The organism is Acidobacteriota bacterium (assembly GCA_004299485.1).
Lineage (GTDB): Bacteria > Acidobacteriota > Terriglobia > Terriglobales > SCQP01 > SCQP01.
In genome coordinates, this window is sequence record SCQP01000020.1 from 44,218 (window position 1) to 69,604 (window position 25,387).

22 protein-coding genes and 2 pseudogenes are annotated in these 25,387 nt (G+C 64.4%); 14 read left to right on the forward strand and 10 right to left on the reverse strand.

Features of this window, described 5'->3' with window-relative positions:
* Positions 1 to 132: 132 nt before the first annotated feature.
* Positions 133 to 1,713, reverse strand: coding sequence for a peptidase S10 (locus EPN33_14625; protein TAN20600.1), 1,581 nt, complete (start codon positions 1,711 to 1,713; stop codon positions 133 to 135).
* A 149-nt stretch (positions 1,714 to 1,862) separates the two neighbouring features.
* Between EPN33_14625 and EPN33_14630 the strand changes: the two genes are divergently transcribed.
* A complete protein-coding gene (locus EPN33_14630; protein ID TAN20601.1) occupies positions 1,863 to 3,413 on the forward strand; it encodes a radical SAM protein in 1,551 nt (516 codons plus the stop codon).
* A gap of 11 nt (positions 3,414 to 3,424) precedes the next feature.
* Here the strand turns inward: EPN33_14630 and EPN33_14635 are convergent, their stop codons facing one another.
* Positions 3,425 to 4,237: a class I SAM-dependent methyltransferase gene (locus EPN33_14635; GenBank protein TAN20602.1), complete on the reverse strand. Its 813-nt coding sequence runs from the start codon at positions 4,235 to 4,237 to the stop codon at positions 3,425 to 3,427.
* A 56-nt stretch (positions 4,238 to 4,293) separates the two neighbouring features.
* Positions 4,294 to 5,399 (reverse strand): annotated as a pseudogene (locus tag EPN33_14640) (epoxide hydrolase).
* Between the two features lie 512 nt (positions 5,400 to 5,911).
* Here EPN33_14640 and EPN33_14645 point away from each other — a divergent pair.
* The 4 genes and pseudogenes from EPN33_14645 to EPN33_14660 all read left to right on the forward strand — a co-directional run bounded on the left by EPN33_14645 (position 5,912) and on the right by EPN33_14660 (position 10,236).
* Positions 5,912 to 6,022: pseudogene (locus EPN33_14645) on the forward strand (collagen-like protein).
* A gap of 537 nt (positions 6,023 to 6,559) precedes the next feature.
* Positions 6,560 to 7,987 carry a dihydrolipoyl dehydrogenase gene (gene lpdA, locus EPN33_14650; protein ID TAN20603.1) on the forward strand — a complete coding sequence of 476 codons (1,428 nt, stop codon included), beginning with the start codon at positions 6,560 to 6,562 and terminating at the stop codon, positions 7,985 to 7,987.
* Between the two features lie 12 nt (positions 7,988 to 7,999).
* Positions 8,000 to 8,887, forward strand: coding sequence for a lipoyl(octanoyl) transferase LipB (lipB, locus tag EPN33_14655; GenBank protein ID TAN20604.1), 888 nt, complete (start codon positions 8,000 to 8,002; stop codon positions 8,885 to 8,887).
* Between the two features lie 8 nt (positions 8,888 to 8,895).
* Positions 8,896 to 10,236, forward strand: coding sequence for a 2-oxo acid dehydrogenase subunit E2 (locus tag EPN33_14660; protein TAN20605.1), 1,341 nt, complete (start codon positions 8,896 to 8,898; stop codon positions 10,234 to 10,236).
* 24 nt (positions 10,237 to 10,260) lie between these two features.
* Here the strand turns inward: EPN33_14660 and EPN33_14665 are convergent, their stop codons facing one another.
* Both EPN33_14665 and EPN33_14670 read right to left on the reverse strand, forming a co-directional pair.
* Positions 10,261 to 10,473, reverse strand: coding sequence for a DUF2283 domain-containing protein (locus EPN33_14665; protein TAN20606.1), 213 nt, complete (start codon positions 10,471 to 10,473; stop codon positions 10,261 to 10,263).
* Positions 10,474 to 10,650: 177 nt separating this feature from the next.
* Positions 10,651 to 11,589, reverse strand: a complete 939-nt coding sequence (locus tag EPN33_14670; protein ID TAN20607.1) for a pyridoxal-phosphate dependent enzyme — start codon at positions 11,587 to 11,589, stop codon at positions 10,651 to 10,653.
* Positions 11,590 to 11,666: 77 nt separating this feature from the next.
* On the opposite strand from EPN33_14670, the gene EPN33_14675 reads away from it, so the two are divergent.
* From EPN33_14675 to EPN33_14695, 5 genes are read left to right on the forward strand one after another with little or no spacing between them, the layout of a single operon-like run.
* Entirely contained in the window at positions 11,667 to 12,002 is a 336-nt protein-coding gene (locus EPN33_14675) for a PadR family transcriptional regulator (protein ID TAN20608.1), read from the forward strand.
* A gap of 6 nt (positions 12,003 to 12,008) precedes the next feature.
* Positions 12,009 to 14,585 carry an ABC transporter permease gene (locus EPN33_14680; GenBank protein ID TAN20609.1) on the forward strand — a complete coding sequence of 859 codons (2,577 nt, stop codon included), beginning with the start codon at positions 12,009 to 12,011 and terminating at the stop codon, positions 14,583 to 14,585.
* Between the two features lie 47 nt (positions 14,586 to 14,632).
* Positions 14,633 to 14,881 carry a type II toxin-antitoxin system prevent-host-death family antitoxin gene (locus EPN33_14685; protein TAN20610.1) on the forward strand — a complete coding sequence of 83 codons (249 nt, stop codon included), beginning with the start codon at positions 14,633 to 14,635 and terminating at the stop codon, positions 14,879 to 14,881.
* Positions 14,878 to 15,324: a PIN domain-containing protein gene (locus EPN33_14690; protein ID TAN20611.1), complete on the forward strand. Its 447-nt coding sequence runs from the start codon at positions 14,878 to 14,880 to the stop codon at positions 15,322 to 15,324. Before EPN33_14685 ends, EPN33_14690 begins: the two co-directional genes overlap by 4 nt.
* Before the next feature lie 9 nt (positions 15,325 to 15,333).
* The gene (locus EPN33_14695) at positions 15,334 to 15,747 is read left to right on the forward strand and encodes a sulfur reduction protein DsrE (GenBank protein ID TAN20612.1); all 414 of its coding nucleotides are present in this window, start codon (positions 15,334 to 15,336) and stop codon (positions 15,745 to 15,747) included.
* Here EPN33_14695 and EPN33_14700 read toward each other — a convergent pair.
* The 5 genes from EPN33_14700 to EPN33_14720 form a co-directional block, all read right to left on the reverse strand.
* The gene (locus EPN33_14700) at positions 15,737 to 16,996 is read right to left on the reverse strand and encodes an RNA polymerase sigma factor (protein ID TAN20613.1); all 1,260 of its coding nucleotides are present in this window, start codon (positions 16,994 to 16,996) and stop codon (positions 15,737 to 15,739) included. The two genes, EPN33_14695 and EPN33_14700, sit on opposite strands and share 11 nt — an antisense overlap.
* Complete coding sequence (locus tag EPN33_14705) at positions 16,993 to 17,328, reverse strand: YciI family protein (GenBank protein ID TAN20614.1); 336 nt, start codon at positions 17,326 to 17,328, stop codon at positions 16,993 to 16,995. Before EPN33_14705 ends, EPN33_14700 begins: the two co-directional genes overlap by 4 nt.
* A gap of 19 nt (positions 17,329 to 17,347) precedes the next feature.
* Positions 17,348 to 17,767, reverse strand: coding sequence for a YciI family protein (locus tag EPN33_14710; protein ID TAN20615.1), 420 nt, complete (start codon positions 17,765 to 17,767; stop codon positions 17,348 to 17,350).
* Positions 17,768 to 17,853: 86 nt separating this feature from the next.
* Positions 17,854 to 19,818 (reverse strand): acetate--CoA ligase, encoded by a 1,965-nt coding sequence (gene acs, locus EPN33_14715; GenBank protein TAN20616.1) that lies wholly within the window; start codon positions 19,816 to 19,818, stop codon positions 17,854 to 17,856.
* A gap of 40 nt (positions 19,819 to 19,858) precedes the next feature.
* Entirely contained in the window at positions 19,859 to 20,485 is a 627-nt protein-coding gene (locus EPN33_14720) for a YceI family protein (GenBank protein ID TAN20617.1), read from the reverse strand.
* A gap of 436 nt (positions 20,486 to 20,921) precedes the next feature.
* On the opposite strand from EPN33_14720, the gene thiC reads away from it, so the two are divergent.
* From thiC to EPN33_14740, 4 genes are all read left to right on the forward strand, one after another.
* Complete coding sequence (gene thiC / locus EPN33_14725) at positions 20,922 to 22,298, forward strand: phosphomethylpyrimidine synthase ThiC (protein TAN20618.1); 1,377 nt, start codon at positions 20,922 to 20,924, stop codon at positions 22,296 to 22,298.
* Positions 22,295 to 22,954 (forward strand): methyltransferase domain-containing protein, encoded by a 660-nt coding sequence (locus EPN33_14730; protein TAN20619.1) that lies wholly within the window; start codon positions 22,295 to 22,297, stop codon positions 22,952 to 22,954. Before thiC ends, EPN33_14730 begins: the two co-directional genes overlap by 4 nt.
* A gap of 85 nt (positions 22,955 to 23,039) precedes the next feature.
* A complete protein-coding gene (locus EPN33_14735) occupies positions 23,040 to 23,438 on the forward strand; it encodes a hypothetical protein (protein TAN20620.1) in 399 nt (132 codons plus the stop codon).
* A gap of 23 nt (positions 23,439 to 23,461) precedes the next feature.
* Positions 23,462 to 25,372, forward strand: a complete 1,911-nt coding sequence (locus EPN33_14740) for a methyltransferase domain-containing protein (protein TAN20621.1) — start codon at positions 23,462 to 23,464, stop codon at positions 25,370 to 25,372.
* The last annotated feature ends 15 nt before the right edge of the window (positions 25,373 to 25,387 follow it).

Genomic DNA, 25,387 nt, shown 5'->3' on the forward strand with positions numbered 1-25,387 from the left:
GGTCGCTTGGAATGCGGGCTTCGATTCCCGGCAGGGTCCGCCCGCTGGCGCTCAGGACTCCTCCAAGCTGCCGCCAGATGTTGCCAAGCGCACCTCAGCGCCGGTGAGTGCGAACGGCTCGCCTGAGCGCCCCTACTGCGCCTTCGGCGCTGACGCGGCGATGAAGGCATCGATGTTCTTATGCAGCGCGGGCAGCGCCTCCGGGTTTATGTATAGCATGTGGCCCACCGGGTAGTACTTGAACTCGATGTGGCTGCGCTCCGACGGCGCCACTGGCATGTGCGCTACGGTGTACTCGGTAGCGAAAAACGGCGTCGCCATGTCGTAGTAGCCGTTGTTGAACAGCACGTGCATCGCGGGGTCGTTATTCATGGCCACCGCCAGCGCGGGCGCCACGTTCGGAGCGCTGCCAAAACCGCCGTGCAGCGCGCTCAACGGCGGCTGGTATTTCAAGCTCCACTGCCGGTTCACCTCGAAGCTGAGCTGCGCGTAGAGGCGCTTGCTGGTGTAATGCAGCGTCTGGCTTAAGTAATGATTGAACGCTGCCGTGACCGCACCCATTACCGCATTGGACGAAGGTTCCCCGCTGCCGTCGCCGGGCACGGGCATCAGCGGCTCCAGCTCGGGACCGGTGAAGCGGGAATCGTAACGGCCGATTTCCGGGCCTTCCGGACCCATCAGCCGGCGCATGAACATGCCCAGCGAAATGCGCAGATGCGACTTCATCCACAGATCGGCGGGAACGCCGGTGAAGTGCTGAAGTTGATCGGCGATAGCTTTCTCCTGCATTTCCGGCAGAGTGTCGCCGGCAAACAGCGCCGTGGCATACGGCCCGGCGGCGAACTTGCGCGCCTGCTCGACGAAAGTTTCGAGACTCGCCGGCTGCGGCGTGACCCGGTGGTGATACCACGCCGCGGCGGCGTACGAAGGCAGGTAAGTTTCGTATCCCAGATCGTTGCCGAAGCTCGATGTAGCGAAGTTCAACACCGTCGAGCACATGACGACGCCGTTAAGATACACGCCGTCGTTGACCAGATCGTAGGCCAGCACCGCGTTGCGCGTGGTGCCGTAGCTTTCGCCGAGCAGGAACTTGGGCGAATTCCAGCGATGGAAGTGCTTCAGGTAGCGCTCGATGAACTGCGCGAAGGTAGCGCCGTCCTCGCTGATGCCGTAGAACATCTTCGGATTGCCGGCCTGGAGAATGCGGCTGTAGCCGGTGCCCACGGCATCGACAAAGACCAGATCGGTCGCGTCGAGAATGCTGTCGCCGTTATCCACCAGGCGATAGGGCGGCGCATAGGCGGCGAAGTCGCCGGGCTTGGGAAAATCAATCCGGCGGGGACCGAATCCGCCGATATCCACCAGTGCCGACGCTCCGCCCGGGCCACCATTGTAGGCAAACATGACCGGCCGCGTCGCAGGATCCGCGACACCGTCTTTGGTATAGGCGATGTAGAAAACGCTGGCGGTAGGCTCCTGCTTGTCGTTATAGAGCAGCAGCGTCCCCGCGGTCGCGGTGTAATGAATCGTCTGACCGTTGATCGTAACCGTGGCGTGGCTGACCTCAGCTCGCTCTTGGGGAGCTTTCGCCGTCTGCGCCTCTTTGGCCGCCGTGGGCGCCTCTGCTTGTTTCCCTTGCTGTGCTGCAGCGCTCAGCGGCAGCGCCGCCAGCAGAACGGTTAAAACCCAACCAGACATCGGCCACTTTCTCATGAGCGATCCCTTTTCACCCCCCAGCAGTCACTTGCGTCAGTGTACACGGGATCGGCACCCCGCTACGCTGCAAAGTGTACCTCTTGTCCATTTTGCGGCAGCGCCGATTATCCGTGCATAGCCTCGCTAATGCGACTACCATCGCAGCAGTGCGCATTCACCTTATCAACCCAAGCCATCTTTCCTTTGGCACTGCGGTGATCACGCCGCGCTGGCTGTTTGTACTGGCCGCGGCCACCCCGGCACGCTATGGCGATCCGATCATCAGCGATGAATGTCTGGCGGCGCTTGACCCGCTGACGGTTCAGCCGGGCGATATTTGTGGCATTGGAATCCACACCGGCAACGCGCTGCGCGGCTACGAGCTGGGGCGCCAGCTCCGTGCGCGCGGAGCGACGGTGATTTTTGGCGGCATACATGCCACCTTGTTCCCTGAGGAAGCGCGCACCGAAGGCCAGGCGCACGCCATCGTGCGTGGCGACGGCGATGTCATCTGGCGGCGCGTGCTCGATGATTGCGCTTCCGGTTTGCTGCAGGCGACCTATGATGGTGGCCGGGTGGGCGCGGAGGAGTTCCTGCCGGCGCGATGGGACTTGCTGCCGCCGGGGCGCTACATGTGGGGTTCGGTGCAAACCGTGCGGGGCTGTCCGAAGCATTGCTCCTTCTGTTCGGTGTGGCGCACTGACGGCCAGAAGCCCCGCCAGCGCACGGCCGAGCTGGTGGTGGGCGAAGTGGTCGAGCTGCGGCGCCGCGGCTACCGCTTCATCGCCCTCGCGGACGATAACTTCTACCCCGCCTCACTCAATGATTTGCGGCTGGCGGAGCGGCAGGTGCAAACCCGGAGTTCGCCGGAAGCAGTTGCCCGGCTGGCCGAGCTGCGCGCCATCCGCAGCGAACGCTTCGAGTTGATGCGCCAGCTTGCCGAACTGCCGGCGGATCTGGTTTTCTTCACCCAGATCACGATGGAGGCGGCCGATGATGCCGAATTTCTCCAGGCGATGCGCAAGGCCCACATCTGCGGCGCCCTGGTGGGCATCGAAGCGGTCACTCCTGCGGGCCTCAAAGACGTGTACAAAGACTTCAACTCCAGCGGCGAGGAGCTGGTCCGGCGGCTGGCAGCGTTCCGCGAGAATGACCTGCACGTTCTCGGCTCGTTCATCTTTGGGCTGCCCAGCGACCGGCCTGCGACGTTTGCCACCACCCTCGATGTCGCCTTGCGCGCCCACATCACCTTCGCCCAGTTTGTCATGCTGACGCCGTTTCCCGGCACGCTCGATTTCAAGAAATGGGAAGATACGGTTGCCTCGAAAGCGCCGCCCATAGCCGGCGTGCCGCTCTCCCGGCACTGGCTCATTCCCCAGGCCCTGCGTCCCAAGGTGTACGTGCCGCATCCCACCATGCCGGCCGAGGAGATCCGCTCCCGCACGCAGGGGGTGTGGGATCAGTTCTACAGCATGCAGGCGATCTGGGGGCGCTCCCGCTGCGTCGGCAGCCTGAAGGGACGGCTGGCGTTCCTGCTGATTTCGAAGCTCTACCGCCAGATGTACGCCAACACTGGCATTTCCAGCGACAGCGCGCGCGTCAGCAAATCGGCGCACTGGGCGGCACTGTTGGCCCGCCCCACGCGGCGGCTTTTCTCCGCCGCCCCTATGCCCGAGCTGCAGGCTCCCGCCGGGCGCGGCCCTGCGGCGTCAGCCTAGTCCAGCGTGCCTTAGGCCCGGCGCATGCCCAGCGTAAGCAGGTACTTGCGCGGCAGCGCGAAGCCCAGTGCCGTGGCGTGGGCGTCGTGCAGGGCGGCAAATTTCTCTGCCAGTTCCGCGCGCCGCGCTCCATCGAGCGAAGCTGCCAGTTTTTTGACCGGGCCGTAACCGGTGACGAAGGCTTCCCAGGCGGCAGCGCCGTTCGGTCCGTAATACATGCTGACGCCTTCCTCAAATTTCAAATCGAACGCCCGGCAAAGCAGCACACACAGATGATCGGAACTGCCCCAGGCAAAGGGCGAGGGCGGCGCGGGCACCGGCGGCGCCGGCATGTACTCCTTCAGGATTTTGAACATGTCAAACACCGAGCTGTCGGTCGGCCAGGTGACCAGCGCCAGCCGTCCGCCCGGACGGCACACGCGCGCCAGCTCGGCCGCCGCGGCTTCCTGGTGGCTGGCGAACATCACGCCGCAGGTGGAAACCACCGCATCGAACTGCGCGTCGGCGTAGGGGAGCCGCTCGGCATCGCCCAAATCGTAGGTGATGTCGAGATGCTCCGCCTGCGCCAGCGTGCGGGCGGTGGCGAGAGCGTCGGCGGCGAAATCGCAGCCGGTCACCCGGGCGCCACGCCGGGCCAGCAGGCGCGAAGTCCAGCCGGTGCCGGTGGCGACGTCGAGAATGCGCTCGCCCGGCTGCGGCGCCAGCCGCTCCACGCAGTGCTCCAGCGCACTGGCGATTTGCCGGCTGATCTGGTCGTAGTTGGCCCCGCCGGAACTCCAGACGGCGGCCGGCCCCTGGTTATGTTGCAGGATGGACTCACCCATAAGCGTTACCTCTCGGAGAGTATATACGAGCTACGCCTTAGCGGGCCCCGCGCCAGTCAATAGGAGGCGCGGATGTCGGCGGCCAGCAGTTCCGGCGCCTCCAGGGCGGCAAAGTGGCCGCCGTGCGGCATTTCCGTCCAGCGGGTGACGTTGTAGCCCCGCTCCACCCAGGCGCGTGGCGGCGAGGAAATCTCCTGCGGAAACCGCGCGAAGGCCATCGGGGGTGCAATGCGCTCGCCTGCACCGAGCGCGAGCGGCGCGCCGGCGCACTCGCGGTACAGCCGGCAGGAGGAAGCGATGGTCCCCGTCAGCCAATACAGCGACACGTTGGCCAGCAGGTCATCCAGGGGGAAGCAGTCGCGCAGCGGTCCCGCGCCGTCGCTCCAGTCCCGGAATCGCTGCAAAATCCACGCCGCCAGCCCGGCCGGTGAATCGTTCAGGCCATAGCCGAGCGTTTGCGGTTCGGTGCTCTGCACATGCTCGTACCCGCCGTGCGCTTCTGCCCAACGCACCTGTGCTGCAAAGAATGCCTCTTCTTCTGCGCTCAGGCGCTCACCCGCGCGGATCCGCGGCCGGTAGGAGCCCGGCAAGTAATTGAGGTGAATGCCGAGCACACGTTCGGGGTGTTTCCACGCCAGAATCGTGCTCACGCTGGCGCCGATGTCACCGCCCTGCACGCCGAAGCGCTCATAGCCGAGCGCGGTCATGAGCTGCGCCCACACCTCGGCAATCGCGAAAGTGTTGCAGCCGAGCGCCTGCGGGATGCTGGAAAAACCAAATCCGGGCAGACTGGGGACGACCAGGTCAAAATCATCGAGCAGCGGCAGCAATGGCAGAAATTCGAGAAATGATCCCGGCCAACCGTGCGTCAGCAGTAGCGCCCTTGCCCTCGGTCGCGCGCTGCGCACATGTACGAAGTGAATGCGATAGCCGTCGATCGCGGCGGTAAACTGCGGCGTGGCGGCGATCGCCCGCTCCGCCGCCGTCCAGTCAAACTCCTCGGCCCAGGTGCGGCAAATCGCCTGCAGCTCCCCCAGCGGAAAGCCATACGCACCTCGTCGGAGCCGGCGAGGGCATGCGGCCAGCGCGTGGCCCGCAGCCGCGCCCGCAGATCGGCAACCGCAGTTGCGTCCGGCCGCCAAACAAAGGGAGTCACCACCATCCTGCGCATTCTAGCGCAGTGACGCTGAGCCCGGCCGGCCGATTGCGGGGCGGCATGATGGCGGCTCTGTAGTATCTATTGATATACTGTGACCCGCGCGCGGGCGCTACTTCGATCATGGAGATTACGTTCTGACCCAAAATAACTTTTGCCGCTCTTTCGGCCTGGCCGCCCTGCTCAGCTTCGCCCTGGCCATTTCGGCTTTCGCGCAGTCTCGGCTGACGGTCGTTTCCGCCCTGCCCGATTACACGCATGGCACGCTCACCCTTGCGATTACCGGGCCCCTCGCAGCCAATCCGGCGGCGCCCGCGGTGCTGCTGGACGGCAGCCCCTTGAGCGTGCTGCAATTCAGCACTGCACCGGTGTCTCCAACCAAGGCCAAGGATCACCGCCATCACAACGAGGAGAGCACCGGCCTGATTGAAGTCTCGCTGCCCTCTCCGGTTCCGGTCGGCAGCCTCACGCTGGGCGTGAATTGGGGTCACGAGCGCGCAACGTTCGATTTGTCGCTGGGGGCCAATGGTCCGCAGGGTCCGCAAGGCCCGCAAGGCGTGCAGGGCGCCATCGGCGCCACCGGTTTGCAGGGTCCACAAGGCCCGGCCGGTCCGCAAGGCCCCGCCGGCACACCGGCTGCAAGCGTCGGCGCTACCTATGCCGGCAGCTTGGAGGATCCCAGCAACGATATGATTGACCTGCCCCTGACCGCTGGTACCTATGTGCTCCATGCTGAGATCACGGCGAGGGGTGCCACGGCGCTTTTCTGCAAACTATCCAGTGATGGTCTGCCGGCAACCGGCAAAACCCTGGTGCAATATCTCCCGCCTCCGGCGAACCTGGTCTTGACTGCGGGCACAAGCGAAACGCTGACCGGGATTCTTACGGTGCCCGCTGGCTTCACTGTCCAGGCCCACCTTAGTTGCTCCTTGACGCAATCCGCCTTGAACAATTTCGCGAAAGCCCTGTTCGTCGCGACGCCGATCACCTTCTCTCAATTCGGAACCTTCACCGGTCCCGGCACCGGGGTCCCTCCTGGCAGCAGTTGGAACCGCGTAGGAAACACCGGCAACTTCGGCTCCATCCCTGGCGGCAACCTCTAGCAGCAAGGGGCGGACGTGCGGCTGGGGTATCCTTGAAAGTTGCCCCACGAAAGGATGCTTGGAATGCCCACGCCCGCCCCGAATTCGCAATCTGCAACTACTTACGATCTTGTCGTCATTGGCAGCGGCCCGGGAGGCTACTGGGCCGCCATCCGTGCAGGCGAGTATGGGTTGAAAACACTCTGCATTGAGAAAGATCCCAAGCTCGGCGGCACCTGCCTGCACGTCGGCTGCATCCCCACCAAGGCGCTGCTTTATGGCGCCGACGTGATGGATACTTTCAATAACGCCAAAGAGCTGGGTTTTGACGTCAGCTCGGTGGCCGTCAACTGGGCGCAAATCCTGGCGCGCAAGGACAAAATCGTCGCCAAGCACGCCAAGGGTATCGAGTTTCTCTACCGCAAGAACAAGGTCGAATGGATGCAGGGCACCGCGGGTTTTTCTGGTCCGGGCGAGCTGCACGTGCATAAACCCGACGGCACCAAGCAGACCGTCCGCGCCAAGAACATCATCGTTGCCACCGGCTCGACCGCGCGGATGCTGCCCGGCCTGAAGGCCGATGACCGCATCCTGACGAACATCGAGATCCTGAAGCTGCCGGAAATCCCGAAAAAGCTGGTGATCATCGGCGCCGGTGCCGTCGGCGTCGAGTTTGCCTCGATCTACCGCCGTTTTGGCAGCGAAGTGCTCATCCTCGAAATGCTGCCGCGCATCGTGCCGGTCGAGGACGAGGAAATCTCCAAAGAGCTCGAAAAATCGCTCAAAAAGCAGGGCATTCAGATCGAAACCCGAGCCAAGTTCGAAAAGGTCGAAAAGACCGTCGCCGGCGTCAAGGTCACTTACTCCAACGCTGAAGGCAAGCCGCAGGTAGTCGAGGCCGATCACCTCCTGGTCGCGGTCGGCCGTGCCCCGGTGACCGAAGGTCTGCACCTGGAGCGCACCAAAATCCAGACCGAGCGCGGCTTCATCAAAACTGACCATTACATGCGCACCGCCGAGCCCAACGTCTACGCCATCGGCGACGTTGTGGCCGGCTCGCCGCTGCTCGCGCATGTCGGCTCCATGGAGGGCATGGTTGCCGTCGCGCACATGGCTGGCAAGCCCTTCCGCACCATGGATTACACCCGCGTGCCCAATTGCACCTACTGCGAGCCGCAGGTGGCCAGCGTCGGGCTGACCGAGGCGGCCGCGAAGGCGCAGGGCATCAACGTCAAGATCGGCAAGTTTCCCTTTATCGGCAATTCCAAAGCCACGATTCTGGGCATGCACGAAGGCTTCATCAAGATGGTCGCCGACGCCAGGGATGGCACGCTGCTCGGTGTGCACATGATCGGCCCGATAGTCACCGAACTGGTCAGTGAAGCCACCCTCGCCTTGCAGTTGAACGCCTCGGCCGACGAGCTGATGGAGACCATCCACGCGCATCCCACGGTGTATGAAGCGATGCTCGATGCCGCGAACAGCGTCTACGGATTGACGATTAACGCATAAGAGCAGTGTTCAGTGATCAGTGGTCAGTGTTCAGAATGCGGAGGCCGGGCTGGGGCTCCCGGGGCCCCCAGCCCGGCCGAGCGTCAAGCGGCGAACGACGCACGTGCGTCGTTCGCCGTGGTGCAGCCACGCCCGGCCCCGCGCCAGTCAATAGTCGCGACGGAACTTCGGGTGGCTCACCTCGGGCGCGTAGGGTATGCCGCGGCGGAGGGGCTGCAGAAGGCTCTGGTCGTTCGACGGCAGGCAGGCGAGATCCCCGATACGCTATTGCTGCTCGAACACGATCCGGTGATCACGCTCGGGCGCAACGCCCACGCCGAAAACGTGCTGCACAGTGCCGCAGCGCTGGGGGCGCGGGGTATCGAAGTCACCGAGTGCGACCGCGGCGGTGATGTTACCTATCACGGTCCCGGCCAGATCGTCGGTTATCCGATTTTAGATTTGCATTCGTGCCCGCGGCCCGCCTTTCTGCCGCCACGCTCCGGCAGGCTCGATCTGGGGCCGGTCGATTATGTCCGTGCTCTCGAGGAGGTTCTGATTCGCGCGGCCGCCGCCTGCGGCGTCGCCTGCAAGCGTCTGCCAGGCATGACCGGCGTCTGGACGGCAAGCGAGCCGGCGAACAAATTGGCCGCCATTGGCGTGCATGTGGCGCGCGGCGTCACCAGCCACGGTTTTGCGCTGAACGTGAACAACGACCTGAGCGGCTTCGACTTCATCATCCCGTGTGGCATCCGCGATCACGGCGTGACGTCACTGCGGCGGGAAACCGGACGAAGCTGGGATTTGGGAGCCATCGAGACAATTCTCGAGGGCGAATTTGTCGAAGTTTTCGCACGGGTCTTGGTGCCAGCGCCTGATTTGTGGGACGATAAGAAGCTGGCAAAACTCTTTGGCAAGTGAGGACAGGTATGGCTGTGGACGTGGTGATGCCCCAGATGGGCGAATCGGTGGTCGAGGGTACGGTAACCAAGTGGTTGCGCAAACCCGGCGATGCGGTGCGGCAAGATGAGCCGCTGTTTGAAATTTCCACCGACAAGGTCGATGCCGAAATTCCGTCGCCCGCCACCGGCGTGCTCAAGGAGATCAAGGTCAACGCCGGGCAAACCGTCGAGGTCAACACCATTGTGGCCGTGATCGACGCTGGCGCCACCGCCGGTGCCCCCGTGCCTACGCCTGCAGCAGCCGCCCCCGCGCCGCCGCCGCCGCAAAGCGGCGGCGCCCTGCGTAGCGCAGAGCGCGAAGCAGGGCCCTCTCCGTCCGCCCCGGCTCCTGTTGCCGCGCCCGCACCTTCCGCTCCTGCCACCCAGGCCGAAGTGCGCTCCTCCCCGCTCGTGCGCCGCTTAGCCTCCGAGCATCAGGTGGATCTTTCGCAAGTGCCCGCCACCGGCGATGGCGGCCGCGTGTCGAAACGCGACCTCATGAACTTTATTGAATCGGGTGCGAAACCGGCGGCTGCAGCTCCGGCCGCAGTTCCCGTGCCGCGGCCGCCTGCACCCGCCGCGCCCGCGCCTGCCGCACCCAGCTACACCCCTCCGCCGCCGGTGCGCTACGCGCCCGGCTCGGTGCGTATCGAGCCCATGTCGACCATGCGCAAGCGCATCGCCGAGCACATGGTGCTGAGCAAGCGCACCTCGCCGCACGTTTATACGATTTTTGCCGTGGATGTGACCAACATCGACAACCTCCGCCGGCAGGAAAAGGCCCGTTTCGAGTCCACCACCGGCCAGAAGCTGACCTTCATGCCCTTCTTCTGCCAGGCGACGGTCGCCATGCTGCGCCAGTTCCCGGTGATCAACTCCTCGATGCAGGAGGAATCGATCGTTTACAAGAACGACATCAACCTCGGCATCGCCGTCTCGCTCGACTGGGGCCTGATCGTACCCGTCATCAAGCACGCGGAAGAGAAGAACTTCCTCGGCCTGCAGCACGCCATCAATGATCTCTCCAGCCGCGCCCGCAGCAAGAAGCTCTCGCCCGATGAAGTCCAGGACGGCACCTTCTCGATCAGCAATTACGGCATCTACGGCGGGCTGCTGGGCACGCCCATCATCAACCAGCCGCAGGCGGCGATTCTCGGCATCGGCGGCATTCACAAAACGCCGGTGGTCATCAACGACGCCATCGCCATCCGTTCGGTCGTCTACCTCACCCTCAGCTTCGATCACCGCATCGTGGATGGCGCTACCGCCGAGCAGGCCATGGCCTTCCTCCGCGACCGCCTCGAGGGCTGGGACGCGCCCATCCTGTAGGAGCGGGCGGTCAACGCGCCTAACCTAAGCCGTGCTGCCAGCCGTTTCGGGGAAGTCAACCCTCCGCGCATCGGTCATGCGCCGCGACGCGTCCATGATCTCAAGCGACACCAGATCACCCTCGGCGTCGTACTCGAGGATGACGCCGGGTTTGTCCTCGTCGCTTTCCGCTACCACCGCCTCCTCCTTTAGGATTACGGTGAGGGAGTCGGTGGCCGCATCATAAGCAACTCTCATCGCTCGCGCCTCCAGTACTTGTCCAGTTTACTCGTTCAGTAGGCGGTGACCACCACGGCCAGAGGCTCGTTCAGGAGGCCAATACCCCACGCACGACAGCTTCCAGCAACTCGCGCCGTCGCATCTCTCCATGCGCGTGCGCGCTGAACTCGAAGTCTGCGATAGGTGCTGCCGCACTCATTTACTTGTCAGCTCGGCAAACTTGGCGAGATCAATGTTGCCGCCGCTGGCGATAGCAACCACCGGACCTTCGCCGGCGCGGCCGCTGAGGGCGGCGGCCACGGCGCAGGCCGCAGCGCCTTCGAGAATCACGCGGTTGCGCTCGGCGGCCAGCTTCATCGCCGCCGCAGCCTCTGCCAGCGAGACCACGAGGGAGCCGGCCAGCAGCTCTTGCGCCAGCGCAAACATGCTCGGGAATACCGACTTGCTACCGATGCCATCCACGAACGACGGCTCGTAACTCACCACAACGGGTTTGCCGGCGGCGAGCGAGGCGGTCAGCGGCGCTGCGGTTTCAACCTCAGCGGCGTAGACCTTGACCTGAGGCGCCAGTTCGCGCAGCACTGCCGCGATGCCGCACGCCAGCCCGCCGCCGCCCCACGGCACAACCACGGCTTGCACCTTCGGCAAGTCCTCAAACAGCTCAAGGGCGATGGTTCCGTTGCCGGCGCGCACGGCAGAATCATCGAACGCGTGAATAAACGTGGCATCCACGCCTGGCCAGGTGCGGTCGGCAAAGCACTGCCACCATTGCGCAAACGGCGCCTGAATAATGCGCGCGCCCAGCCGCGTGATCGCGTCCAGCTTCGTGCGGGGCGCTGTATCAGGCGCGACCACAGTAGCCGGAATCCCCATCCGCCGCGCGCAGTACGCCACCCCCTGGGCCATATTGCCCGCCGATGCCGTCAGCACGCCTTTGGCCAGCCGCTCGCGCCCAAGCTGCAGCATGGCGTTAGCCGCGCCGCGAATCTTGAACGACCCGATGGGCTGCAAATTCTCCAGCTTCAACCACACCTCCGGCGCCTCTTCCCGCCCCAGTCGTACCAGCGGCGTCCGGATCGCCAGCCCCGCCATCCGGGCGCGTGCTGCTTCGGCATCGGAAATTGCACTTTGCATGGGAACTATTGTACGCACCCCTGCGTAAGTGTAATATCGGTAGTCGATATCGAACTGCGACACGAAAACGCCATCCCATGACCAAAACCACCGATCTGCTGCCCGGAACCCTTGATCTCCTCATTCTCAACACCCTCGCGCTGCAATCGCGCCACGGCGTAGGCGTTGCCGACCGCCTGGCGCAGCTTACGCGCGGCACCTTTCAGGTCGGCCCCGGTTCGCTGTTTACCTCGCTGCACCGCATGGAAGCGCGCGGTTGGCTGGCCTCGGAGTGGAGCACCACCGAGGAAGGCCGCCGGGCGAAGTTTTACCGTCTGACCGCTTCCGGCCGCCGGCAACTGCAACAGGAGACCGCTCGCTGGAAAACCATCTCCGGCGCCGTCAATCAGGCGCTGGCGCTGCCACAGGAGTAGTGCACCATGGCTTGGCTCAAAACGCTCACCCGCAACCTGCTGCATTGCCGCGCCGCCGACCGCGACCTCGATGCAGAAATCGGCGCCTACGCCGACGAAATGAACGCCCGCCGCGCGCACAGCGTGTACGCCGAACCACTGCGCGAGCAAGTGCGAGCGGCGCGTCCCGGCGCCGGCATCGAATCCTGCGCCCGCGATCTCCGCTATTCCCTGCGCATGCTGCGCAAAACCCCCTGGCTCTCGCTCGCCTGCGTCCTCACCTTCGCCGTAGGCGTCGCTGCGACCACCGTGGTCTTCAGCATGGCCAACGCGCTCATCTGGCATCCCTTGCCCGTGGCGAACCCGGCCCAGTTGCACCTGCTTAGTCTGAGGGTTCAGAATTCCGATGCGGCTACACCATCGCTTACCGCTTCGGATCTGCGCGCTCTTGCGGCTCAGGCACGCAACGCCTTCAGCGCCGTCACTACGGCTTCGCTGGACGGCGTTGGTATAAGCGCCGACGGCCAGGCACGTATCGCGATGGGGGGCTTTGTCGGCGGCAATTTTTTTGCTGTGATGGGCATTCGTCCTGCCCTCGGTCATTTTTTCAGCCGCGATGACGCCTCTGCCGTCGTGCTCAGCTACGATTACTGGTGCTCGCGGTTCCATGCCAATCCCGCCGTGATCGGCACTGCCGCAGTGGTTGAAGGTCGCGCCGTCACCATCACCGGCGTAGCGCCGCAAGGGTTTCACGGCATTACCAATGTGATTGATAGCCAGGTATACGTGCCGGTCGGCCTGGCGCCGAACGGCAACGCAGGCTTTCTGCCTGCGTTTGGGATTCCCATCGTGCGCCTGCGGCCCGGCGTGACGGTTGCTGCGGCACAGGCCGAGCTGGCCGTATATGCCCGACGGATGGCGGTCGAGCACCCCAAGGCCGACCAGGACCTTTCCATTCAGATGTGGCCGATCGGCAATGGGATGACGAGCAGCCAGGGCGGCCCCAGTCCGTTCGCGACAGTTGCGGCGCTATTCTTTGTACTCTCTGGACTGGTGCTGTTACTGGCGGCAGCCAACATCATGGGCGTGCTGCTGGCGCGGGCCCGGACCCGCGAGCGCGAAATGGCGGTACGTTCTGCCCTCGGCGCCGGACGCCGGCGACTGGCCCGCCAGGTTTTTCTGGAAGCGCTGGTGCTCGCCCTGGGTGGCTGCGCCGCGGGCATGGTGTTCGGGATGGGCGCCAGCCGTGCGCTGAGCACTCTGCCGCCGCAGTTCGGTTTGCCCGTGGTCATTCGCTTCACCTTTGACTGGCGCGTCTTTGGCTTCGGTTGCGCGATGGCGCTCGTTATGGCCGTGGCAGCCGGCCTACTGCCAGCGTGGCGCGCGGCCTCGGCCGACCCTAACCAATCCCTGCGCGGCCCGGAGGCCAACGCCACTGGACGTCGGCGTCAGTGGCTGCGCAGCTCGCTTGTCGTCGCACAGGTCGCTGGTTCGCTCATGCTGCTGATCGTGGGCGGTTTATTCGTCCGCAGCCTGCAATACGCGCAGCATCGGCCTCTCGGCTTTCAAGCCGAAGGACTCTGGAATTTTGAGCTGAACGTCAGCGGCGCCGGCTACACCACCGCGCAGGGTCAACGTTTTTTCGCTCAACTCCTGCCCGCGGTGCGCGCGCTGCCGGGCGTACGTGGCGCCAGTCTGGCGATGACGCATCCGTTCGGAACCGATCAGGACGACGGCCCGGTTCACCAGCAGGGCAAGTCTACCCCCTCTATCGACTCCACCATCAATCGCGTTTCGCCGGAGTACTTCAAAACCATGGAAATTCCGCTTCTGCAGGGTCGCGCCATCACCGCAAATGATACGGCACACTCGCCCTCGGTAGCCGTCGTCAGCGCCCGTCTGGCGCAGGCGCTCTGGCCCGGCAAAAGCGCAGTCGGGCAGCAAGTCGCTCTCGGCGGAGCCGGCCAGCTCACCACCGTGGTCGGCGTTGCCGCTGAGGTACTCCAGAACTCTTTCAGCGCAGCACAGCCGGCGATCTACTTTGCGCTCGCGCAGCATTACATTCCGCGCGAGATACTGCAGGTGCGCACCTCGGGCGCGACGCCCGTGTCTGAAGTCGAGCAGTGGCTCGCCCGTATGGCTCCCAATGTTACCATCGGCCTGGTGCAGCCGATGTCGGCCGCCCAGCAGGGCCTCAATGGCCTGTTCATCTTCAACCTCGGCGCACGCCTCGCCACCGCGCTCGGCCTGCTCGGCTTATTCCTGGCCGTCATCGGTGTCTATGGCGTGGTGGCCTACGCGGCCGCGCAGCGCACGCATGAAATTGGCATCCGCGTCGCCCTCGGTGCGCGCCCGCGCCAGGTCATCGTCGCCATCCTGCGCAGCGCCGGCCTGATCATCGCCTCCGGCATCGTCATCGGCCTGCTCCTCGCCGCCGCCATTGGTAAGCTCGCCGGCGCATTCCTGGTCGGCGTCTCCGGCCTCGACCCGCTCACCTTTATCGCCGCCACGGTGCTGCTGGCGCTCGTTGCCGTCGCCGCCTCACTGCTGCCCGCCCTCCGTGCCAGCCGCGCCGATCCCCTCGCCGCCCTCCGCTGCGAGTAGCAATGCCCATGCTAAGGTAGTGAGAACCACTACTTGTGAGGTGCGTCATGGCAACTATCACAGCGACTGAGGCCAACCGAAAGTTCTCCGAATTGCTGCGCGGGGTGAAAAAAGGTCGAACCTACGTCATAACGAGCCGGGGCGAAGCGGTTGCGGAACTGCGCCCGGTGGCGAGTGAATCCGAAGCCGAAAAAGCGCGCCGCAAAAAGGCGTTGGGCGAGCTTTTGGACCGGCTCAAATCGCAGCCCGCCATGAACCTGCCTCACATTACGCGGGATGAAATGCACGACGTGTGACCGCCGCGATTGATACCAACGTGCTCGCCTACGCGCAGGGCGTCAACGATCCCGCGCGCCTGAGCGAAGCAGAGGCCCTGTTGCGCGCCATCGGCACGAACGCCGTGCTCCCCACGATCGTGCTGGCGGAACTGTTTTACGTGCTTATACGCAAAGGCCGGCGCACTCACGCCGAAGCCCGCGACATTGTTCTGGAGTGGGCGCGCGTGATCCCGGTTCTGCAACAGCGTCCGCACTGGCTGAACGCTGCTGTCGAGCTCGCCGCCGCTCACCGGTTGGGCATCTGGGATGCCGCCATTCTCGACGCCGCGGCCGATGCCGGCTGCGAGCTGCTGCTGTCCGAAGACATGCAGCACGGTTTCCGCTGGCGCGGCGTGACGGTGGTCGATCCCTTCGCGCAACCCGACCATCCCCTGCTCGAGCGCCTTCGCGCGGAATCGTAAAATAGGTACATGAAAGTCGCTTATCTTTTCGTCACTTCCGGTCACACCGCCGACTACAAGCTGGGCAAGATGATTCTGCCGCAGCTCGAAGCCGGCACCCACGGCGTGGAGGTGGTTGGCATGTTCTTTTTCGACGACAACGCTTATATTTTGCGCAAGGGTGACCCGATCGGCGAGCGCCTGGCCAAGGTCGCCAAAGAGAAAAACATCTGGCTGGGCGTGTGCGACATGTGCGCGCTCGACCGTGGCCTCGCTGCGGGCGAGCCGGTCTGGTGCCAGCCCGACCGCAAATCCGCGCGCCCGGCCGCAGCACCCGGGAAGATCAAACTGCAAAGCGCCATCGAGGGCCTGCACGTCGGCTGCTTCCCGGACGTTTACAAAGCTCTTAGCGGCAACCCTCCGGATCTGGTCATCAGCCTGTAGGCGCAGCTTCCACCCCAGCCAGGCGCCGCCGCAAAAACGTCTGCTCGACGGGATTTGAGGCTAGCGCCAGCGCGCGCCGGTAGGCCAATGCAGCTTCGGTGTTGCGCCCCTGCCGCCGCAGCAGGTCGGCACGCGCAGCATGCAGCAGGTAGTAGTCCGCTAGGGCGCTTGCAATCTCGGGTGCGTCGATGAGCGCCAGCCCGCGTTCCGGCCCCTCGGCCATGGCAATCGCAACCGCACGGTTGAGAGCAACCACCGGCGACGGCGTCAGCCGCTCGAGAACGCCGTAAAGCGCCGCAATCTCCCGCCAGTCGGTCTCAGCGGCGCTTTCCGCCCGGTCGTGCAGTGCGGCGATAGCGCCCTGCAACTGATATGGCCCGGCGGCGTGCTGTGCCAAAGCCTGTTCCAGCAGCGCCGCACCCTCCGCAATCTGCGCGTGATCCCAAAGTTTGCGGTCCTGCTCTTCCAGCGGCACCAACTCACCCGCAGCGTCGATGCGCGCGTGACGCCGGGCGTCGTGCAGCAGCATCAGCGCCAGCAGTCCGGAATTTTCCGGTTCCTCCGGTTGCAAGCTGCAGAGCATCCGCCCCAGCCGGATGGCCTCGGCGCACAAATCCGCACGCACCAGACGGTCCCCGGTCCTCGACGCGTAGCCCTCGTTGAAAATCAGGTAGATAACCGCCTGCACGGCTTCCAGCCGTTCGCGCAAGGCCGCGCGCGCCGGGATTTCATAGGGAATATTGGCGTCCCGGATCTTCTGCTTGGCGCGCACAATGCGCTGCGCCAGGGACGGCTCCGCCAGAAAAAACGCCCGCGCAATTTCGGGCGTAGTCAACCCGCCCAGGGTCCGCAGCGTCAGTGCGACTTGCGCTTCGCGGTTGAGCGCCGGATGGCAGCAGGTGAAGATCAGCCGCAAGCGCTCATCGGGGCAAATGCTCGTCATCTCGTCCGCGGAAATATCGTCGTTCGCGCCGCGCTGCGTTTCGTATGCGACGGCATCTTGCTTCTCCATCTGCGTGCTCTGCCGCCGTACGCGGTCGACGAGCTTGCGGCGGGCGACGGCGGTGACCCACGCACCCGGGTTTTGCGGCGCCCCACGCGTGGGCCAGACCGCCAGCGCCGCCGTAAAGGCATCCTGCAGCGCTTCTTCGGCCAGATCAAAGGAGCCGGAGAACCGGATCAGAAACGCCAGGATCCGGCCCGACTCCTCGTGATACGTGGTCTCGACGAGCTGGCTCACCGCGGTCACGAAAATTTCATGACCGGTCGCACTTCCACGCAGCCAAAGCGCACGCCCGGAATCCTGGCGGCCATGGCCGTGGCCTCGTCGAGATCCTTGGCCTCGACCAGGTAGAAGCCGCCTAGCTGCTCCTTGGTCTCCGCGAACGGACCGTCGGTGAGCGCCGTTTTGCCATTGCGCACCCGCACTGTGGTCGCCGCCCGCGTGGGCTGCAGGGCTTTGCCGGCCCGGAGCGCGTTGGCGTGAGTTTTGCCGAAGGCAATGTATTCGTTGAATTCGTCAGAGTCGAACCCCTGTGCGAATCGCTTTTCATCTTCGTAAATCAGCAGTAAGTACTCCATGGTTTGTTTCCTCCTGCGCCTACGACGCGCGAGGCGGACCAATTCGACGGCCGCTCTCCAGAAATTCTGGCGTGCCGGGCTGGGGGCTGGGGATCAGCGGCCGGATCTCGATGCAGCCTTCGCCGCCCTTGCATGCGGTCGGGATTTGCTTTGCCCAGGCGATGGCTTCCTCCCGGCTGGCACAGTCCAGAATGTAGTAGCCCGCGAGCTGTTCTTTGGTTTCCGCAAACGGCCCGTCGGTGACGAACGCCTTGCCCGCCCGCGTCCGCACCGTTGTGGCTGTGAGCGTGGATGCGAGCGGCTCGGCGCCATGGAAAACGCCGCCTTCGGCCGCCGCGTTCATCACCGCCCAGTGCGCCGCGCGAATCTGCTGCTTTTCCTCCGGCGGCAGGCTTTGCATCTGGGTTTCCCGCGAATAAACCAGTAGCATATAGCGCATCGCATCTCCTGTTTCGGGCAGGTCTTCTGGGGACGACGGTCGAAGCGGGCCCAATCGACAGCCCGCAATAAAAAATGTTGAGGCGCTTAGCTGCTTCGGTCCTTGAGGATTTCGTCCTCGTCTTTGCCGGAAGCGCTTAGTTTTAGCAGCACGGAATAATCTTCAATCGTCGTCGTGTCGCCTTCAATCTTGTGCGTGGTCACCAACTCGCGCAGCAGCCGTCGCATAATCTTGCCGCTGCGGGTCTTGGGCAGTCCCTCGACCAGCCGCACCTCTTCCGGCCGCGCAAAGGCCCCAATCTCGGTCGCCACCCACGCGCGCAGCTCCTCCGCCAGCTTGGTATCGGCTTGGCTGCTGCCCTTGATCGTGGCAAATACGACCAGCGCCTGGCCTTTGATCTCATCCGGCCGGCCGACCGCCGCGGCCTCAGCCACCGCCGGATGCTGCACCATCACCGATTCCACTTCCATGGTGCTCATGCGATGCCCGCTGACGTTAATGACGTCATCAACGCGCCCCAGCACCCAGAAATAGCCGTCGGCATCGCGCCGTGCCGCATCGCCGGTGAAGTACAGGCCGGGGTAGCGCGACCAGTATGCCTCCTGGTAGCGTTCCGGGTCGCGGTATAGGCCGCGCAGCATCGAAGGCCACGGCTTGCGGATGATCAGATACCCTTGCTGATTTTCGGCAACGCGCTCGCCTCGCAGATTGACCACGTCGGCGTCGATGCCCGGCAGCGGCAGCGTCGCCGATCCGGGCTTGGTGGCGACCGCCCCCGGAACCGGCGAAATCAGAATGCCGCCGGTTTCCGTCTGCCACCAGGTGTCCACAATCGGACAGCGGCCGTGGCCGATTACGCGGTGATACCACTCCCACGCGGCCGGCTGGATCGGCTCGCCCACCGAGCCGAGCAGCCGCAGACTTGACAGGTCGTGCTTTGCCGGCAAAGCATCCCCGGCGCGAATAAAGCTGCGGATCGCCGTCGGCGAGGTATAGAAAAGATTGACGCGGTACTTGGCGATGATCTCCCAAAAGCGGTCCGGCGCCGGGTAATCCGGTGCGCCCTCATACATCAGCGTCGTCGCGCCGGCGGCGAGCGGCCCATAAATGATGTAGCTGTGGCCCGTCACCCAGCCGATATCGGCCGTACACCAGTAGGTGTCCTCCTCGTGCAGGTCGAAAACCCACTCCATCGTGGCCTGCGCCTCAACCAGATAGCCCGCGGTCGAATGCACCACCCCTTTGGGTTTGCCAGTGGTGCCGCTGGTATAAAGCACATACAGCGGATGCTCGCTATCCACTGGCACAGCCTCACACTGTGCCGGCGCTTTGGCGATGAGTTCGCTCCATTCCAGGTCGCGCGCCGGATTCATGGTGATGGGGCTGCCGGTGTGCCGGAACACAATCGAGTGCTTCACGCCGGGGCAATGCTCCAGCGCCGCATCCACATTCTTCTTGAGCGGTACTTCGCGCCCGCGCCGCCGCCCGCCGTCGGCGGTGATGACAAGCTGCGCTTCCAGGTCATCCATGCGCGTCCGCAGCGCCTCGCTTGAAAACCCGGCAAACACCACGGAATGAATGATGCCCAGGCGCGCGCAGCCCAGCATGGCCACCGCCGCTTCGGGAATCATGGGCAGATAAATGATGGCCCGGTCGCCTTTCTTGTATCCCAGATCTGCCAGCGCGCGCGCGAATTGGCACACCCGCCGGTGCAGCTCGTTATAGGTGAGGATCTGCTGCTCGCCGTTTTCGCCCTCCCAGATCAGCGCAGCCTTGTTGCGCCGCGGTCCGGTCAAATGCCGGTCGAGGCAGTTGAAGCTGGCATTGGTTTCACCGCCCACAAACCATTGCGCAAACGGTGCCTTCCACTGCAGCACTTTGGTGAAGGGCGTAAACCAATGCAGGCTTGCTCGTGCGCGGGCACTCCAGAATGCTTCCGGATCGGCCAGCGCCGCGTGCCGTAGTTCATCATAGGCGGCGCTGGTTTTTACATGCGCATTGACAGAAAACCCCTGCGGGGGCGGATACAGGGTCGAGGCGGCTCCAGCCATGCCGCCATCATACCGCGCCGCGCGGGGACCGCGCCGGTCTTCAACTTCGCTGCCAATACGTGTCCCAGCGCAACTCAAATTGGTTCTTGACTTTAATAGCGCCCAGCGCCCGGTGAATGGGCTGAATTCCGTAATCGGTCAGCAGCAATTGCGCCGAACCCCAGACGTGAACCACTCCATTCTCGACCGCTACGTGTGTTGGCCAGGCGACCGTGCGCGTCACCCCATGGATGCTGAACGTGCCATGCAGCAAGACGCCCGGGGCGGCTGCCGTCAGCTCCAGTCCATTGAGCCGCCAGACGATTTCGGGAAACTGTTCGGCGTCGAGTTGATCCGGACCCTCCATGGTCACCCAGATTTCGTGCCGCTGTTGAGTCGAGCGGTTGGGGTCCACCACCTGCAGTTCTGCCGTGGGCGCTGTCACTATGCCGTGCCAGCTTCCGGCCTCACCCGTGGCCGAGCCCCGCATCACGCCGGTGTGGACTACGTGGTTGTCAGCAAAGGCGCCCAGCCATCCTGCCTTGCGCAGCAGAATTCCCAGTTGCGAGCGCGAGGCGAGCAGTTGATAGCTGCCCGCGGGAATGCTCACCGCCTGCGCCCCGGCGGGGACCGATCCCAGTCCGACCGCCAGAGCCAGCAAAAATACCGAATGCCGGAGGCCTTGCATTCCGCTTGAGACGCGGCACCTGTGCCTTCGGTTACGTCAGCTTGCGAAGCCGCCGCTGCGGTCCCTTTTGTTGCTCTGGCGCTTTCGTTTCCGTGGCTGCGGCATCACAGCGACCCGGTCAGCGGCTGCGTTGCCTCTACCGGCGCCGGACAGATGCTCACCACCAGCGATCATAGGATCTTGGCGCTTAGCGGCGACACCAGCGGCTTGAGGCCGGCGAACGCGTCAAGCTCGAAGGCAAATCGCTCGAAAGCAAAGATGGCCCGCAGGGTTTCGAGGTCCACAAACTCGCAAAGGAACCTGGGCTCCTGTGCCTGAGTGCCCGCAGCCATGCCCGAAGTGTTGCTTCGGGCATGGCTGCCCAGGGGTAAGCCGAGTGTTGGAGTCGGGCGCCTGCTCTACTGCATGCCATAATTCCAGTAAGAGGATGGCCTTCATGCTCCGTTCACCATGGATTGCCGAGCGTCACGCCCGCCAGTGCACGGCGGGTTCCGATGCCATGACCCAACTGCACTTCGCCCGTCAGGGCGTCGTGACGGAAGAAATGGACTTCGTCGCGCGGCGCGAAATCCTGCCCGCCACGCTCATCCGCGATGAAGTCGCGGCGGGCCGGATGATCATCCCCGCCAACATCCGCCATCCCGAGCTGGAGCCCATGGCGATTGGCGTGGCTTCACGCTGCAAGATCAACGCCAACATCGGCAACTCCTCGGTGACCAGCGCACGGGAAGCCGAGCTGGAAAAGCTGCACGTCGCCGTGCATTACGGTGCGGATACGGTCATGGATCTGTCCACCGGCGGCGACATTCCCGCCATCCGCGAGGCGATTCTACGCAGTTCGCCGGTGCCGATCGGCACCGTGCCCGTCTATGAGGCGTTGACCAAGGTGCGCCAAATTCGCGATCTCACGCCGGAGCTGCTGCTGGAGACCATCGAGAGCCAGGCCGAGCAGGGCGTCGATTACATGACCATCCACGCCGGCATCCTGCGTGACTATCTCCCGCTCACCAAAGAGCGCATCACCGGCATCGTCAGCCGCGGCGGCGCCATCCTGGCGGAATGGATGGTTGCCAACGGCAAGGAAAACCCGCTCTACGACCACTTCGACGCCATCTGCAAAATCTTCCGCAAATACGACGTGTCGTTTTCGCTCGGCGACAGCCTGCGCCCGGGCTCACTGCACGACGCCAGCGATGCCGCCCAGTTTGCCGAACTCAAAACCCTGGGCGAGCTCACCCGCCGCGCCTGGGAGCACGAGTGCCAGGTCATGATCGAGGGACCGGGACACATCCCGATGGACCAAATCCAGATGCAGGTCGAAAAAGAAGTGGCCCTCTGTCACGGCGCGCCCTTCTACACCCTCGGCCCGCTGGTCACGGACTTCGCGCCCGGCTACGACCACATCACCAGCGCCATCGGCGCCGCCATGATCGGCTGGCATGGCGCCGCCATGCTCTGCTACGTCACGCCCAAGGAACATCTCGGCCTGCCCAATGCGGAGGATGTGAAACAAGGCCTGATGGCCTACCGCATCGCCGCCCACGCTGCCGACATCGCCCGCCATCGGCCCGGCGCGCGCGACCGCGATGACGCCCTTTCGCGCGCCCGCAAGAGCTTCAACTGGCGCGAGCAGTTTGCGCTCTCGCTGGATCCGCCCACCGCCGAAGCCATGCACGACGAGACGCTGCCGCAATCGGGTTATAAGGATGCCCACTTCTGCTCCATGTGCGGCCCGCAGCACTGCTCCATGGCGCATGGTGTCGTCGACGACTACGTTGCCAATAGCGAACCGGAACCGGTGGGCAAGCGATGAGCGAAGCGCTGACGCCCGAGGAGCAAAAGCTCCGTACTGAGTTCAACGATTGGGCGGCGCACGGCAAGGGCGCCTCCATGGCGCGGCATCATCGTGCCATCACCGAGCGCATGTTTGCGCGCATCGGCTTTGCCCCGGGCGACCGCGTCCTCGACCTGGGCTGCGGTTCCGGCTGGGCGACGCGCCTCGCCGCCGAACGCGTGGGTCCGCAGGGCCTGGCGGTGGGCGTCGACGTCAGCGACGCCATGATCGCCCAGGCCGCAGATGCCGAATCGCCCCTCCACAATACCCGCTTCGTCGCCTCGCCCGCCGATCACATTCCCTGGTCGAACAATTTCTTTCGCTCCGTCTTCAGCGTTGAGAGCTTCTACTACTACCCCGACCCGCGTGCGGTGCTCGACGAACTCAAGCGCGTGCTCGTGCCCGGCGGCGGCCTGTTTCTGCTGATGTGCCTGTACACCGGCAATCCCAACGCCAAAAGCTGGATCCAGCAACTGGCCGTGCCGGTGCAGTACAAAAGTACCGAAGAATGGCGCGCCCTGCTGGCCGATGCCGGCTGGGCCGATGCCCGCATTGAAGAATTCCGCCCCGATCCAGCCGACAAAGAGCCCGACGAGCATGCCTACGCCTGCCTCGCTATGGCCCGTAAACCATAAGTAGAACCTGCCACTACGCGATCCGCGCCATGCGCTAGACCTCGCCCCAGCGCGGGCTGCACAGTTGCCATGAGACACTGAAAAAATGACGAGGCTTGTGGGCAGATTGCGCCTTCTACTTTTCCTGGCGGCAGTGGTCGCCACGACGGCGTGTGCGCATCGGACCGTCACGCCGGCGCCACCGGTGCCAGCTCCGGCGGCCGCCGCGGCCAATGCCGCCAATCCGCCCGATCCCGATGCCGTGAAAATGCCCGAGGCTCCCGGTAAAGCCGATGTCGTCCAGGTCTGCGGTGGCTGCCACACCCTCGCCCGAGTGGTCCGCCTGCGCCAGACGCGCAAGCAGTGGCAGGCGACGATTACGGAAATGAAAGGCAACGGCATGTTCGCCTCGCCCGCCGAACTTGCCCGCATCCTCGACTATCTCAGTCAGAACTATGGTCCGGCCCCTTCGGCCGGAGGTGGCGTCAGCCGCCAACCAGAGTAGCTGAACCGGCATCTAGCTTTCCCATGCCGGTGAGCGACCCTGGCCGTCCGCCCGCGCTGATCCTTTGCGCTCAAATTGCAGCTCTTGCCCTGACCCGCCGTCTTGGCCGCGCCGGCCTTGCGGTGGGCCTCTGGGATGTGGCGCCGGCCACAGGCCCTGATGCACCCGTGGCCATGCACTCCCGCTTTGCCCGTTGGCGGTTTACAGGCTCTGGCGGCGAGGACGCGGGTTGGGCCGATCAGTTGATTCAGGTGGCGCAGACGATGGGGAATCGGCCGGTTTTGGTCCCGACCAGCGATGACTCTCTGCTGCTGATTTCGCGCCAGCGCGAGCGGCTGATGCCGCACTTTCGCTTCCTGCTCCCGGACGCCGCGACACTGGAGATGCTACTCGACAAGCGCTGTCTGCATGAGGCCGCAGCGCGCTCTGGCGTGCCGGTGCCGCGCAGCATCCCGCTACGCTCGCGAGCCGACCTGGATTCCGCGGCGACAGAATTGGGCTTTCCGTGTCTGCTGAAATCGGCTTACGGCAAGGTCGGCCAGTCCGCCGTAAGCCGTCTGGCGGGTAAGGTGAGGGTGGCGAATCGCGAGCAGCTCCTGCGTGCATTTGCAGCGCTATCTGCCTGCGATGACCGGCTTATGTTGCAAGAGTTCTTGGCGGGCGGGGCCGACCGCGTGGCCCTCTATAACGCCTACTTTGATGCCCGCAGTGAGCCCATTGCGGTGTTTACGGGTCGCAAGCTGCGCCAATATCCGGAAGCCTTTGGCACCGCCTGTGCCAGTGAGGCCTGTGCCATGCCGGGGCTGGCTGAGCCACTGACGGCTTGGCTGCAGCAGCTCCGCTACATCGGTCCCATCGACATCGGTTTGAAATGGTCGGAGCGGGAAAAAGTCTACAAGTTGCTCGACGTGAACCCGCGCCTGGGGCAGAACTATCGGACTTTCGTGGGGGATGACCCCCAGCACGTCGATCTGGGTTGGCTCACCTATAACGAAGCGGCGGGTTTGCCACTGCCCCAAGTGCGCCCCCTGCGGGCTCTGCCACGGCGTTGGCGTATTGAAGACGATGACTTCCGCACCTGCCGCCACCTCTATCGGTGCGGCGCCTGGAGCGCCGCTGCCTGGCTGCTCGATGCCCTGCAATTTCAGTCCTTCCGGCATGAGTCGGCCTACTGGTCCTGGCCGGATCCGGCGCCGCTACTGCATCACGTCTCGAGGCAGTGGCGCCAGCACCGTCGCCACGCCCAGCACCGGCGGCACTCCGTGCGCGAGGAGTTCAATCACTGGGCCGAGCGCGGCGATGCTGTCCGCATGGAACACGAGCATCGTGCCTATGCCGAGCGCGTGCTCGAGCGCATGCAACTGCGGCCCGGTGACCGCGTGCTCGATTTAGGTTGTGGCTCAGGCTGGGCGGCCCAACTCGCCGCCGGGCGCCTGGGAGCGTACGGTCTGGCCGTCGGCCTCGATATCAGTGATGCCATGCTGCGCACCGCCAACCATCACGGCCCGGCTCGTTTGCTGTGCGCCTCTGCGGCGCGCATGCCCTTTCCCGACGCATGTTTCACCCATGTCCTGAGCGTCGAGAGCTTCTATTACCTGCCCGATTCCCGGGCTGCTCTAAGTGAAGTCCGCCGCATCCTGGCGCCCGGTGGCTGGTTGTACCTGCTGATGTTTCTTTACCGGGGCAATCCCCACGCGCGCCACTGGCAAAAACAGATTGCGGTGCCAGTACAATTGCGCAGTGCGCAGCAATGGCAGGAACTGCTGATGCGCTCCGGTTGGGCCGAAGTTCGCGTCGAGCAGTTTGGTCCCTCATGCAGCGCGGTGGACCCCGGCGGCCACGCCTGGGCTTGTTTGGCTGTCGCGCGTCATCCGCAACCGGCCGCCGCGGTGGACAACCAGAGTAGTTGGACGGCGCATCCAGCACTGCCATGATCGTGAGATCCTGCT

Excerpts from the sequence above, each read along its gene's own strand:
- EPN33_14625 (TAN20600.1), bottom strand. The coding sequence starts at position 1,713 with ATGAGAAAGTGGCCGATGTCTGGTTGGGTTTTAACCGTTCTGCTGGCG.
- EPN33_14635 (TAN20602.1), bottom strand. The coding sequence starts at position 4,237 with ATGGGTGAGTCCATCCTGCAACATAACCAGGGGCCGGCCGCCGTCTGG.
- lpdA (TAN20603.1), top strand. The coding sequence starts at position 6,560 with ATGCCCACGCCCGCCCCGAATTCGCAATCTGCAACTACTTACGATCTT.
- EPN33_14660 (TAN20605.1), top strand. The coding sequence starts at position 8,896 with ATGGCTGTGGACGTGGTGATGCCCCAGATGGGCGAATCGGTGGTCGAG.
- EPN33_14665 (TAN20606.1), bottom strand. The coding sequence starts at position 10,473 with ATGAGAGTTGCTTATGATGCGGCCACCGACTCCCTCACCGTAATCCTA.
- EPN33_14670 (TAN20607.1), bottom strand. The coding sequence starts at position 11,589 with ATGCAAAGTGCAATTTCCGATGCCGAAGCAGCACGCGCCCGGATGGCG.
- EPN33_14675 (TAN20608.1), top strand. The coding sequence starts at position 11,667 with ATGACCAAAACCACCGATCTGCTGCCCGGAACCCTTGATCTCCTCATT.
- EPN33_14680 (TAN20609.1), top strand. The coding sequence starts at position 12,009 with ATGGCTTGGCTCAAAACGCTCACCCGCAACCTGCTGCATTGCCGCGCC.
- EPN33_14685 (TAN20610.1), top strand. The coding sequence starts at position 14,633 with ATGGCAACTATCACAGCGACTGAGGCCAACCGAAAGTTCTCCGAATTG.
- EPN33_14695 (TAN20612.1), top strand. The coding sequence starts at position 15,334 with ATGAAAGTCGCTTATCTTTTCGTCACTTCCGGTCACACCGCCGACTAC.
- EPN33_14705 (TAN20614.1), bottom strand. The coding sequence starts at position 17,328 with ATGGAGTACTTACTGCTGATTTACGAAGATGAAAAGCGATTCGCACAG.
- EPN33_14710 (TAN20615.1), bottom strand. The coding sequence starts at position 17,767 with ATGCGCTATATGCTACTGGTTTATTCGCGGGAAACCCAGATGCAAAGC.
- acs (TAN20616.1), bottom strand. The coding sequence starts at position 19,818 with ATGGCTGGAGCCGCCTCGACCCTGTATCCGCCCCCGCAGGGGTTTTCT.
- EPN33_14720 (TAN20617.1), bottom strand. The coding sequence starts at position 20,485 with ATGCAAGGCCTCCGGCATTCGGTATTTTTGCTGGCTCTGGCGGTCGGA.
- thiC (TAN20618.1), top strand. The coding sequence starts at position 20,922 with ATGCTCCGTTCACCATGGATTGCCGAGCGTCACGCCCGCCAGTGCACG.
- EPN33_14730 (TAN20619.1), top strand. The coding sequence starts at position 22,295 with ATGAGCGAAGCGCTGACGCCCGAGGAGCAAAAGCTCCGTACTGAGTTC.
- EPN33_14735 (TAN20620.1), top strand. The coding sequence starts at position 23,040 with ATGACGAGGCTTGTGGGCAGATTGCGCCTTCTACTTTTCCTGGCGGCA.
- EPN33_14740 (TAN20621.1), top strand. The coding sequence starts at position 23,462 with ATGCCGGTGAGCGACCCTGGCCGTCCGCCCGCGCTGATCCTTTGCGCT.